10 protein-coding genes are annotated in these 12,605 nt (G+C 59.1%); 1 reads left to right on the forward strand and 9 read right to left on the reverse strand.

The genetic code is table 11. The features are described from left to right. Positions 1-90: 90 nt before the first annotated feature. The 6 genes from BN1123_RS04480 to BN1123_RS04505 all read right to left on the reverse strand — a co-directional run bounded on the left by BN1123_RS04480 (position 91) and on the right by BN1123_RS04505 (position 7,306). The gene (locus tag BN1123_RS04480; RefSeq protein WP_026457467.1) at positions 91-1,128 is read right to left on the reverse strand and encodes an HlyD family secretion protein; all 1,038 of its coding nucleotides are present in this window, start codon (positions 1,126-1,128) and stop codon (positions 91-93) included. A gap of 3 nt (positions 1,129-1,131) precedes the next feature. Beyond that, positions 1,132-1,470 (reverse strand): DUF3302 domain-containing protein, encoded by a 339-nt coding sequence (locus tag BN1123_RS04485; RefSeq protein ID WP_026457466.1) that lies wholly within the window; start codon positions 1,468-1,470, stop codon positions 1,132-1,134. A 207-nt stretch (positions 1,471-1,677) separates the two neighbouring features. Continuing rightward, the gene (locus BN1123_RS04490; protein WP_042025591.1) at positions 1,678-3,099 is read right to left on the reverse strand and encodes a carbon starvation CstA family protein; all 1,422 of its coding nucleotides are present in this window, start codon (positions 3,097-3,099) and stop codon (positions 1,678-1,680) included. A gap of 140 nt (positions 3,100-3,239) precedes the next feature. Further along, on the reverse strand, positions 3,240-3,944 hold the full coding sequence (gene btsR / locus BN1123_RS04495) for a two-component system response regulator BtsR (RefSeq protein ID WP_042025592.1): 705 nt from the start codon (positions 3,942-3,944) through the stop codon (positions 3,240-3,242). Positions 3,945-4,038: 94 nt separating this feature from the next. After that, the gene (locus BN1123_RS04500; RefSeq protein WP_042025593.1) at positions 4,039-5,709 is read right to left on the reverse strand and encodes a sensor histidine kinase; all 1,671 of its coding nucleotides are present in this window, start codon (positions 5,707-5,709) and stop codon (positions 4,039-4,041) included. Between the two features lie 352 nt (positions 5,710-6,061). Beyond that, entirely contained in the window at positions 6,062-7,306 is a 1,245-nt protein-coding gene (locus BN1123_RS04505; protein ID WP_042025594.1) for a cyclic di-GMP phosphodiesterase, read from the reverse strand. 215 nt (positions 7,307-7,521) lie between these two features. Here BN1123_RS04505 and BN1123_RS04510 point away from each other — a divergent pair, with 215 nt between their 5' ends. After that, positions 7,522-9,138: a phosphoethanolamine transferase gene (locus BN1123_RS04510; RefSeq protein ID WP_042025595.1), complete on the forward strand. Its 1,617-nt coding sequence runs from the start codon at positions 7,522-7,524 to the stop codon at positions 9,136-9,138. Between the two features lie 83 nt (positions 9,139-9,221). On the opposite strand, the gene nagC is transcribed toward BN1123_RS04510, so the two are convergent. The 3 genes from nagC to nagB are packed head-to-tail and all read right to left on the reverse strand — an operon-like array spanning position 9,222 to position 12,396. Then, positions 9,222-10,436, reverse strand: a complete 1,215-nt coding sequence (gene nagC, locus BN1123_RS04515; protein WP_042025596.1) for a DNA-binding transcriptional regulator NagC — start codon at positions 10,434-10,436, stop codon at positions 9,222-9,224. A gap of 4 nt (positions 10,437-10,440) precedes the next feature. After that, positions 10,441-11,586, reverse strand: a complete 1,146-nt coding sequence (gene nagA / locus BN1123_RS04520) for an N-acetylglucosamine-6-phosphate deacetylase (protein ID WP_026457908.1) — start codon at positions 11,584-11,586, stop codon at positions 10,441-10,443. A gap of 9 nt (positions 11,587-11,595) precedes the next feature. Beyond that, the gene (nagB, locus tag BN1123_RS04525; protein ID WP_026457909.1) at positions 11,596-12,396 is read right to left on the reverse strand and encodes a glucosamine-6-phosphate deaminase; all 801 of its coding nucleotides are present in this window, start codon (positions 12,394-12,396) and stop codon (positions 11,596-11,598) included. Positions 12,397-12,605 lie beyond the last annotated feature (209 nt).

The raw sequence follows: 12,605 nt of genomic DNA on the forward strand, positions 1-12,605 counted from the left end.
CGCCATTATAGGGATTCGGTTTTTAAATGTCTGGCTTAAAAACAGAGGGCCGGCAAGTGCGGCCCTCTGGACAGGAGGTGACAACGAAGCTTAGTGGAAGGGGAACAGGTAGTTGAGCCAGCTCGCCATCCGCAGCAGCACTTTGCGCATGATGGAAACATGGTGGAAGTGGTGGGTGTAGATGGCCGCCTGGCCGCTGGCACCGGCGATCACCTGATACTTGGACCACTCGGGGTCGGTGATCTTGATGGTGACCGGCAAGCGACCCGGGCGCTGGGCGGTGCTCTGGTCCAGCAGACCTGAGTTGGCCTGTACGTTACCGGCGGCGATGGCGGGCACCACGACAGTGACTTCGCCCTTGAAGATCTTGCCGGGAATGCCGTCGATCACCACTTCGGCCTCGTCGCCGACTTCCAGTCGCTGCATGCTGTTTTGCCAGAACCAGCCCACGTAGTAGTTCTCGCTCTGGTGCACGAAGGTCATGACGGGACGATAGAGGTAGGGGGTGGCAATCATGCCCGGGCGCAGCGCCAGTTGCAGCACGAAGCCGTCGGAGGGGGCAAGCACCACCGTCTGCTCGAGGTCATAGCGGGCTTTCTCCAGCTGGGCCTGCACGTCGTTGACCAGGGCCCGCTGCTGATCGAGCTGGGAGACCAGATCGTCGACATTGGCCTGGCTCACGTCGAGATCCCGCTGCTTGCCGATGCCGCGGCGCAGCAGCTCCTGGGCGCGGTCACGATCCAGCCGGGCGGAGCGCAGGCGTGCGTCGATGGACTTGATGTGATCCTGGTTTGACTGCAGGCGGGCCTGCAGGCTGGCAACCTGCTGCTTGAACGGCGTGTCGTCGATGCGAAACAGCACGTCCCCCTGTTTGACCTGCTGGTTCGGTTTGACGGGCACTTCCACGACGCGCCCCTTCACCAGCGGCACTATAGGGGTGGAGATATAGTAGTTGCGCGCCATTTCGGAGTAGGGGTGGTTGTAGTTCATCAGCATGATCAGGGTGCCGATGATCAACACGCCCCCGAGTACCGCCGTCGGTACTGTCCACTTGTTGAGCGGGATACGGAAGATTTTGAAGATGGCCACACAGATGGCCGTGTAGGTCAGGATCAGTAGCAGGTCCATGGCTTATCCCTTTTGTTCGCTCTGTTCGATATGGTTGAGGCGGTTTTTCAGCTCGGCCAGCTCTTCCCTGAGGGCGGCGAGTTCCTCTTCATCCTTTGCCAGACGCTTGTTGAAGCCCCAGCCGCGATCAGGGCGGTAGAGGGTTGCCCAGATCCAGAGAAAGGGCCAGAGGACATGGAGGGTGAAGAGGCTGACCCAACCGGCGACATGAATGGCGTCCTGATGGGGGTGGTCGCGGTGCTTGGCTATCTCGTAGGGAATATCGTGGATCACGATAATGCCGTAGAAGATGACCAACCCGACAAACACGAGCAGACCGAGTGCAAAGTAATCAAGGGACATGTAGACCTCCGGCGGCTTGAGCACCCATTGATAATTGGTTTTTGTTGCCACTAAAGCAATTAATAATCACATCGTTAACGTGATATCGCCCGCCATGATAATGCGCAAAGCCTGATTTGGGATGGGGTTTTCAAGGAAGGGCGTTAATATTGTTTTCATCAAAAAGGGGGCCGCACGGGCCCCCTTTTGATTCAGGTGTTATTTGCGTCAACTTTCGCTGGTCTGGCTCACCAGTGGCTGGCGGAACTTGATCAGGAAGGTGGCGGTGATCACGGCGGTGGCGACCAGACCGATGATGGTGGAGATACCCATCTCCAGACCAAAACCGATGGGGGCGTTGGCCAGGTAGGTGAACACCACGGCAGTCATGAACATGGCCGGGATGGTGCATACCCAGTGCAGCTTGCCCTCTTTGATGAGGTAGGCGGCAGCGGCCCACAGCATCATGACGGCAGTGGTCTGGTTGGCCCAGCCGAAGTAGCGCCAGATCACCCCGAACTCGGCCTTGGAGATGATGAAACCAAGGACAAACATGGGGATGGCGATCAGCAGACGCTTGGCCATCGGCTTCTGGGTCAGGTTCAGGAAATCCGCCACGATGAGGCGGGCGCTGCGAAACGCGGTGTCACCCGAGGTGATGGGCAGGATCACTACGCCGAGGATGGCCAGGATGCCGCCAACGGTGCCAAGCAGGCTGGTGGAGACTTCGTGTACCACGGCAGAGGGACCGCCGCTTGCCAGGGTGGCGTTGAGCGCTTCTGTGCTGTCGTAGAAGGAGAGACCCAGGGTGCACCAGATGAGGGCGATGATGCCTTCACCGATCATGGCTCCGTAGAAAATGAAGCGGCCGGATTTTTCGTTCTGCATGCAGCGCGCCATCAGCGGGGACTGGGTGGCGTGGAAGCCGGACACAGCACCACAAGCGATGGTGATGAAGAGCAGCGGCCACAGGGGCAGATCGGTCGGGTGCAGGTTGGAGAAGTCCATCCCTGTGTTGTAGAAGCCCTTGCCGGAGACGATGAGGCCGATGATGAGGCCGACCGACATGAACACCAGCAGTGCGCCGAAGATGGGGTAGAAGCGGCCGATGATCTTGTCGATGGGCACTATGGTCGCCAGGATGTAGTAGGCGAAGATGGCCATGATCCAGTAGACCAGATCGGTGGAGGTCAGGTTGGCCAGCAGGCCCGCCGGGCTCAGCACGAACACCACGCCCACCAGCATCAGCAGCACCACGGCGAACAGGTTCATGAAGTGCTTGGCGGCGTTGCCCAGGTGCTCACCGACCACGGTCGGCACCGAGGCGCCCTTGGCGCGCACCGACAGCATGCCGGAGAAGTAGTCGTGTACCGCACCGGCGAAGATGCAGCCAAACACGATCCACAGCATGGCGACCGGACCATACAGGGCACCCAGGATGGGGCCGAAGATGGGGCCGACGCCGGCGATGTTGAGCAGTTGGACCAGATAGACTTTCTTGTCCGACATGGGGACATAGTCAACCCCGTCCGCCATGGTGATGGCGGGGGTTTTCAGCTCGGGTTTCGGGCCAAATATCCGTTCGATGAATTTGCCGTATACGAAATAGCCGGCTACGAGCAAGCCGACGCATAGGAAGAACCAGACCATTATTACGCTCCTGCATTGTTATTCTTTGATGTGCATGAGCAGTCTAGCGGGGATGGGCGCTGCCGGCAGTGGAAACGAGGCGAGCGGCGCCATGGCGCTGCGAGTGGTTGGCGCCTGTGATCAGGCGCACACAAACGGCCTTACTCCAGACCCAGCCTATCCTTCAACTCCTTGAGGTAGCGGCGGCTCACCGGCACCCGGGCGCCGCTCGGCGTGACTATTTCCGCCAGCTGGTTTTCCAGCAGCTGGATCTCGAAGATGGCCTCGGGGGCGATCAGATACTGGCGGTGACAACGCAGCAGCGGGCTCTTCTCTTCCAGGGATTTGAGGGTGAGCTGGGTATGAAACAACTCACCCTGGCAAGCCACATGGACGCCGCCGAGATCGGAGAAGGCATACTCCACCTGATTGATGGGCAAGAGGCGCACCCGGTTGTGCAGATAACCCGGAATGTGGTGAATGGCGGGGGCCAGCTTCTCAATCGGTTGCGGGCTGATGTCCTGGCGCAGGCGGGCGATGGTCTTGGCCAGCCGGGCGGGTTCCACCGGTTTGAGCAGGTAGTCGAAGGCATTCTCCTCGAACGCCTGGATGGCGTACTCGTCGAAGGCGGTGACAAACACGATGCGGGGTAGGGGATAGAGCATGGCCACCAGCTCCATGCCGCTGAGCTTGGGCATCTGGATATCGAGAAACACCACTTGTGGCTTGAGCTGCTGGATAAGCGGCAGCGCCTCGATGGCGTTGGCCGCCGTGCCCAGGATCTCGATGTCGGGATAGCCGGCCAATTGCTGGGCCAGCTCTTCACGGGCGTAGGGCTCGTCATCGACAAGCAGGGCGCGGATCATGATTTCCTCCTATCAAACATGAATGGGTGCATGGGGTCGGGCACAGGGCCGGCGCTATATCCTGTTGACGCCAGGACAGAGATAACGGCCTGCATCAGGGCGCCACTTTGGGAATGGTGCAGGAGACCCGGGTCCACTGCTCCGGTTCGCACGCAACGCTCACCCCGTAGCGCTCGCCAAAGGCGCTCTTGAGGCGCCTGTCCACTATGGTCATGCCCAGGCCATCGCCAGCCGGCTGGGGTTGCCAGGTGCCGGCGTTGTCCTCGACGTGGATGGTCACGCGGTCGGCGTGCTCCTCGGTATAGAGGCGGATCCGCCCCTGCTCCAGCAGGGTCGAGATGCCGTGCTTGATAGCATTTTCAATCAGCGGCTGCAGAGTGAAGCTCGGCAGCTGCAGGTTGGCCAGGTGGGCCGGGATCTCGTTGATCACCGTCAGGCGATCACCAAAGCGGGCGAGTTCAATCTCCAGATAGGACTGACAGTGCTCCTGCTCCTCCTGCAGGGTGCTGAGACCGCTGTGGCGCTTGAGGTTCTTGCGAAAGAACAGAGATAGGTGCAGCAATAGCTCGCGCGCCTTGTCCGGATCCCGCCGGGTGATGGCACTGATGGTGTTGAGGGTGTTGAACAGGAAATGGGGGTTAATCTGGGCCTGGATAAGCTTCAGCTCGGACTGCACCAGCAGCCGCTGTTGCTGCTCCAGCCGACCGGCCAGCAGCTGTTGCGACAGCAGGTTGGCAATCCCCTCGCCCAGGGTGTGGTTGATCTTGAGGAACAGCCGCTTCTTCGGCTCGTAGAGCTTGATGGTGCCGATCACCCCCTTGTCCCCCTGCAGCGGGATCACCAGCACAGAGCCGAGCTGGCACTGGGGCGAGATGCTGCAGCGGTAGGGCTGGCTGTTGCCATCGGCAAACAGCACCTTGTTCTGGGCAATGGCCTCCATGGTGGTGGCCGAGGTGATGGGGGTACCCGGCTTGTGGTGATCCTCCCCGATCCCGATAAAGGCGAGGATCTTGTCGGTGTCCGTGATGGCGACGGCGCCGACCCCGGTCTCTTCCTGAATAATTTTGGCGATTTTACTGCTCGCCTCCGGGGTGAAGCCCTGGCTCATGATCCCCACGGTGCGGTTGGCGATGTTGAGCGCCTTGGCGGAGAAGACCCGGGAAAACTTCTCGTACATCAATTGCTGGTCGCGGATCATGCTGATGAAGAGCGCCGCCCCGCAGGAGTTGGCCAGGATCATCGGGGTAGCGATGGTGCGCACCAGCAGCAGCGCCTTGTCGAAGGGGGCGGCCACCAGCAAGATGATGACCATCTGCAGCATTTCGGCGTAAAGGGTGGTGAAGAAGGCAACCTTGGGTTCAAACAGTGCGCCCATCCGGCCGGATCGCATCAAGCGCCAGTGCACCAGACCGCCCAGCAGCCCCTCGCAGGTGGTGGAGATGGCGCAGGCCAGATCGGTAAATCCCCCCAGGGTATAGCGGTGCAATCCCCCGGTCAGTCCCACCAGAAAGCCTACCAGCGGCCCCCCCAGCAGGCCCCCCAGCACGGCGCCGACCGCCCGGGTATTGGCGATGGCATCATCGATATCGAGGCCCACATAGGTGCCAAGGATGCAGAAAGCAGAAAAAATGATATATATCAGTATCTTGTGTGGGAGTCTGACGGAGTAGTTGGCCAGCGGGCGCAGCAGAGGGCTTTTTGAGAAGAGATAGGCGATCACCAGGCTGACGCTCATCTGTTGCAGCAAGGAGAGAACCAACTGCATAAAAAACGCTCCTCAAGGGAAAGGTTAAAAAACAGCCAGCACCTGAACAAGTGTGATCAGGATCTTGTTCTGGGGGGCCAATTTTGCGACGCGGGCCGCCAGTTTGCCAGAACGTGCGGATAAAACCATATTAAATCAGCATGTTAAATTGATATTTGTGTAAGCGAGCCGGGGTTGCTATTGGTGGATGGAGCATAAATCTATCCGCTGGATAGGCTACATGGAGGTAGCATGCTCCGCCCGGCCACTGGCTGGGCGTTTTTTATACATGGCCGGATGGCAACTTTCCGGTGGGTATTCGAGTGATTATTCCGGTTTGTCCAATGAGTTATCCCCAGCTTCTGGGGATAACTCAAAAAGCGAAGTAATAACAGAAGCGGCGAGTCAGATTGAAAAACTGGCGCTGCCCCTCATCCAGATCCTCCTGTCTGATACAGCCCGTGATGGTGCGCTCGTCTTCCCGCAGATCGATCATGGTGACGGCTTCCGGGCGCTGGGCCTTGATATAGGGGAGCAACTTGGGTTTGAGGGGCATGGTGGGCTCGGTGGAGAGCACCAGCCCTATGCTGTCGTCAGACATTTTGACCAGTGAACCCGGTGGATACACCCCCAGGACCTTGATCAGCAATTTGACCAGATTCTGGTCAAATTTTTTCTGGGACAGCTTGTAGAGCTGGCTGATGGCCTGGCTCGGTGCGGCGGCACTGGCGCTGCTGCGGGGGTGAAGCAGCTCGTCATAATAGTCCACCAGCCCGATGAGACGGGCCAGCGGTGGTATATCCCCTCCCTTGAGCCCCAGTGGATATCCGCTACCATCGAGTCGCTCGTGATGCAGGTGAGCCACCTGGCGGATCTTCGGCTCGAAGGCGTTGAGCTGGGTCAGCATGTCCAGTCCGTATTGGGGATGCATGTTGAGAAAGTTCTGCTCGGCCTTGTTCAATTCTCCCCGCTTCAAGGTGATCTGGGTCGGCACCTTCAGCTCGCCGATGTCGTGGATAAGTCCTGCCAGCCCCGCCTCTTCCAGTGCGACCGGGTTCATTCCCAGCTCGCGTCCCATCAGCATGGCGATGAAGGCGACGTTGAGGCTGTGCTGCAACAGAACATCGGTATGGGGGCTGCGGATCAGATGCAGGCCGAGGGGGCCTTCGTGTTCGCTCAGACGGGCGGCGGTATTGCGCACCAGCTGGGCGGCGTTGGCCAAGCCTTCGTCGGGTTTGAGGTTGAGGGCACCCAGGGCGTCGCGAAGCTCCGACATCGACTGGCCAAAGGCCTTGTCGGCGGCGCGCATGGAGCGGCGAAAGGCTTTCTCATCGAAGGGGGGAGGGCCGGCATCGGTCGGCTCTTCTGTGGCATCCAGCTCGTCAAGATCGGGGCCTGCATCCGGGACATCCCCGCGCAGCAAGGGTTCGACGGGGAGATCGCTCTTGTCCGGGTCAACCATCAGAAGGTGGAGATCGAGGTGGCGAATGATGTCGAGTTGCTGCTGGTCTTTGATCTTGAAGGTATTAAACATAAAAGGGTGGTTGGTCCATCCGGTTGGCAGATGGATGAAGTGGCCTACCTTCAACTGTTCTATCGAAACCTGGATCAGTGCCATTGGAACGCCTGCATTTCTTGAATGCCTCTCAAACAAGCTAGCAAAATCCGATGGATAGACAACTAAAAATCCGTTTAGCCCCCCTGGAGAAGGGTCAGGTTGTGACCTCTTTCTCTCTTAATTCACTCTTAAGTTTCGCCGATTAGTCTGACGCCATGGTTTTAGTCAGTTAATCCGGGTCAATCACAGGCTGACCCGTTCGCTAGGAGTTGTTAATGCGTATTGCGCTCGGTGTGCTGAAGGCGAATTTGCTGCTGGTACTGTTTTTTGCGCTGGTGCTGAACTGGCCGATCTTTTTGCATTTCTACAAGGTGCTCAGCGGTCTGGAGCATGTCAAAACCGGATTCGTACTCTCCATTCCCCTGGTGTTGGTAGCGGCGCTCAATGCCGTCTTTATTCCCTTTACCTTCCGCTTTGTCCTCAAACCCTTCTTTACCCTGCTGATCCTGACCGGCTCCATCGTCAGCTACGCCATGCTCAAATATGGCGTTGTCTTCGATGCCGGCATGATGCAAAACATAGTGGAGACCAACAGTAGGGAAGCCACCTCCTATCTGAACGGGTCGGTCGCTCTCTGGTTTTTGCTGACCGGCATACTGCCGACCCTGGGGCTCTGGTCGCTGAAGATCCGCTATCCCGCCACCTGGTACAAGGGACTGGCGCTGCGCGCCGGTTCGCTGGCGCTCTCCCTGCTGGTGGTGGGCAGCATAGCCGCCCTCTATTACCAGGATTACGCCTCGGTCGGGCGCAACAACAAGTCCCTTGGCAAGGAGATAGTGCCCGCCAACTATGTTAACGGGCTCTACAAATATGCCCGTGATGTGGTCTTCGCGACTCCGATCCCCTACCAGCAGATCGGCACCGATGCCAAGCTGATCGCCAAGGATGCCAAGCCGACGTTGATGTTCCTGGTCGTGGGGGAGACGGCGCGCAGCCAGAATTACTCCCTCAACGGTTATGCCAAGGCGACCAACAGCTTTACCGCGAAAGAGGCGGGGATAGTGTCGTTTCGGGATGTGCGTTCATGCGGCACGGCGACGGCTGTCTCGGTGCCCTGCATGTTCTCCAACCTGACCCGCCGCGGCTACGATGATCAGCTGGCCGGCTCCCGTGATGGGTTGCTCGATGTGCTGCAACATGCCGGTGTCTCCGTGCTCTGGAAAGAGAATGACGGGGGCTGCAAAGGGGTGTGCCGCAATGTGCCGACCATAGAAATAGCCCCCAGGGATTATCCGGCCCTTTGCAAAGGTGGCTCCTGCTATGACGAGGTGCTGCTGGAAGGATTGGATCAGCAGATCGCCGCCATGAAGGGCAACAAGCTGGTGGCGTTTCACCTGATGGGCAGCCATGGACCGACTTATTTCCGTCGCTATCCCGCCAGCGAGCGTACCTTCGTGCCGGACTGCCCGCGCAGCGACATCGAAAACTGCACCAATGAAGAGCTGGTGAACACCTATGACAACACCATCCGTTACACCGACAAGGTGGTGGCCCGGCTCATCGACAAGCTGAAATCTTTGGAGAGTAAGTACAACGTAGGGCTGGTCTACCTCTCGGATCATGGCGAATCCCTCGGTGCCATGGGCCTCTATCTGCACGGTACGCCCTACAAGTTCGCGCCGGATGATCAGACCCGGGTACCGCTGCTGACCTGGTTCTCTCCCCAGTTGCAGACGGATCGTCAGCTAAACATGGATTGTCTGCAGCAGGAGGCGGGCAACAAGCGCTTCTCCCACGACAACCTGTTCCACTCGATGCTGGGGATCATGGATGTGCAGACCAAGGTCTACAACGGAGCGCTGGACCTGTTCAAGCCGTGCCGGGCGGGGTAGGAGCCTAACTCCAGGCAAACAAGCAAAACAAAACGGCAGCCCTCGGGCTGCCGTTTGTCATTATGTACCTTGCGTCGCCAGGGCTACTTCTGCTCCATGATGATCTGCAGCAGATCTCCTTCCAGCAGGGCCCGTTTCACCAGGGCAAAGCCACCGATGGTGGGCTGGTTCTGGAAGCGCGCCTTCACGATGGGCAGGCCACGGTGGAAGCTTGGCAGCGACTGGTGCTCGACGCAGCGGCGGATGGCCGGGAACAGGATCTCTTCGGCGGCGGTGATTTCGCCGGCGATCAGTACCTTCTGCGGGTTGAACAGGTTGACCGTGATGGCCACCGCCCGCCCCAGATGCTCCCCCACGTTCTCGATCACGCTGTGAGCCAGTTCATCCCCCGCTTGCGCAGCCTTGCACACCTCCTGGATGGTGATGTGTTTCTCCTGCAGCGAGCTCTGGTGGCCACGGCTGATGAGCTCCTTCACCTTGTCGACGATGGCCTCGTTGGAGGCAATGGTCTCGAGGCAGCCGAAGTTGCCGCAGTGGCAGCGCTTGCCGAGGGGTTCGACCTGGATGTGGCCGATCTCGCCCACGTTGCGGTTCTGGCCTAAGAACACCTGCCCCTTGGTGATGATCCCCGACCCCGTCCCTTGGTGCACGCTCACCAGGATCGAGTCCATGCAGTCGCGGGACTCGCCGAAGAAGTGTTCGGCCAGCGCCAGGGAGCGGGTGTCGTTGCCCACGTAACAGGGCAGGTTGAAGTGGTTCTCCAGGAGCTTGGCCAGCGGCAGGTTGCGGATCTGGTACTTGGGGGTGTAGATGACCATGCCGGATTCGGGATTGACCAGACCCGGCATGGTCAGCGCGATGCTGATGAGATTGCGGCTGCGTTCGCTGTTGGCATCGATAAAGGCGCCAATCTCCCGCAACAGCATGTCGACCACGGGTTGCTGGTCGATCTCGGCCACCTGGGTGATGTGCTGGTCGAGCTCCTTGCCATCGAGATCATAGAGACTCAGGTGCAGGTAGCCACGGCCCAGCTTGGCAGAGACAAATTGAAAGCGATGCTTGATGGTGGTCAGGGAGATGGCACGCCGTCCGCCGGTGGAGGCTTGCGGCGAGGTCTCCTTGATCAGGCCATGCTCGATCAGTTGCCGGGTGATCTTGGTCACGCTGGCCGGGGCCAGGTGACTCAGTTCGGCAATTTTGACCCGGGAGATGGGCCCTTGCAGGTCGATGAGCCGATACACGGCCGCACTGTTGACCTGCTTGATAAGATCTACGTTTGCTATTTGTCCGCCAGTCATGATGTCACTGTTGTGTGTAGTGTCCGTTAACCACGGTCCCGCGGACCGTGAAGTCCTGATCGAATACAGTGAGGTTGGCAATCTTGCCGACCTGGATACTACCGAGACGTGAGTCCCATCCAATGGCGCGCGCCGGGTAGAGGCTGGCCATTCTCAGTGCTTCATCAAGCGGTAATCCGACCTGTTTGACCAGATTCTCCACCCCTTCAATCATGGTGAGGGAAGAGCCGCCGAGTGTACCATTCTCGTCAATGCACTGACCATCGCGTAAAAACACGGTCGTGCCACAAAAATCAAATTTCTCAAAGCCTTCCGGCGCGCCTGCCGCCGCGGTGGCATCGGTGACCAGCACCAGTCGCTCGCCGAGGATCTTGTGGGCCAGGCGCACGTTGGCGTAGTGCACGTGGTGACCGTCGACGATGACGCCGGTGTAGACATCCTTGCGATCGTAGATGGCACCGACCACGCCAGGCTCGCGGCCGTTCAGGGTCGGGGTCATGGCGTTGTAGAGGTGGGTGGCAAAGCGGATGCCATTGTCAAAGCCCGCCATCGCCTGATCGTAACTGGCGGCGGTGTGGCCGGCGGAGACCAGGATGCCGGCTTCCACCAGACGGCGGATATGGGCCGGATCGTTGCGCTCGGGGGCCAGGGTGATCTTGGCGATGGCATCGGCGTTGGCACAGAAGAAGTCGATCATCTCGTCCGCCGGCTGGCGGATCTGGGCGGCAGGATGGATCCCCTTGCGCTTGAGATTGGTGTAAGGGCCTTCCAGATGTACCCCAAGCACCTCGTTGGGGTGCGCCGCCATGTAGTCGCGAGTGACGGCGACGGCCTGCTTCATGTCTGCATCCGGACTGGTGATCAGGGTCGGCAGGAAGCTGGTGGTACCGGATTTGAGGTTGGCCGCTTGCATGATGGCCAGGGTCTCCACCTTGATGTCGGTGTTGAACATCACGCCGCCACAGCCGTTGAGCTGGACGTCGATGAAACCGGCGGTCAGGTTGGCGCCTTCAAGATCGAATCGCTCGATCCCCTCGGGCAACTCATCCAGATGGGAGATGGCGACAATCTTGTCGCCCTCGATGACGACCCCGTAACCGGTCAGCACACAGCTGCCGGTGTAGAGGGTGCAGTTGGTCAATGCGTACATGTTCACTCCTTACAGGCGGCCGATGTTGGCGGCTTCCAGCTGTTGGAAGTAACGCACCGTCTTGACCTTGAGCTCCATGGTGGAGGGCTCGTCACATACCATCATGCCTTTCGGGTGCAGTTGCAGGGTGGAGATGGTCCACATGTGGTTGACGCTGCCTTCCACGGCGGCCTGCAGGGCCAGCGCCTTGCTGTGGCCGGTCACCAGGATCATGATCTCTTCGGCATCCATCAGGGTACCGACGCCCACGGTCAGCGCCAGCTTGGGCACCTGCTCGGTGTCGCCGCCGAAGAAGCGGGAGTTGGCGATGCGGGTGTCTTCGGTCAGGGTCTTGACCCGGGTGCGGGAGGAGAGGGAGGAGGCCGGCTCGTTGAACGCGATGTGGCCGTCATTGCCCACGCCGCCCATGAACAGGTGGATCTTGCCGTAGGACTTGATCTTGTCCTCGTAACGCTTGCATTCGGCGACCAGATCCTCGGCGTTGCCGTTGAGGATGTTGATGTTTTCCGGGCGAATGTCCACGTGGTTGAAGAAGTTGTTGTACATGAAGCTGTGGTAGCTCTCCGGATGATCTTCCGGCAGGCCCACGTACTCGTCCATGTTGAAGGTGACCACGTGCTCGAAGCTCACTTCACCGGCCTTGTGCAGTTCGATCAGGCGCTTGTAGGTGTTGAGCGGGGTACCGCCGGTGGGCAGACCGAGCACGAAGGGACGATCAGCGGTCGGCTTGAACGCATTGATACGGTCAACGATGTAACGGGCTGACCAGAGGCCGACTTGGCTGGCAGATTTCAACGGGATCAGACGCATGTTGGATTCCTCGGTGTCGGTTTGCGACCGCTTGGACGGTGGCAATGGGCTAAGATGGATTCAAGTTGTTTTATAGCGTAAATAAAGATTGCGAACTAAGCCACATCTATCCGCTACCTTTATCTTGTTTGGGTGATAATGATCACGATTATCGGTTTATTAATTTGCGCAGCGAAATAAAACCCCTAGACTGCCAATCAAGCCTTGAT

The sequence above is a fragment of the Aeromonas enteropelogenes genome, assembly GCF_000819845.1.
GTDB classification, from domain to species: domain Bacteria; phylum Pseudomonadota; class Gammaproteobacteria; order Enterobacterales; family Aeromonadaceae; genus Aeromonas; species Aeromonas enteropelogenes.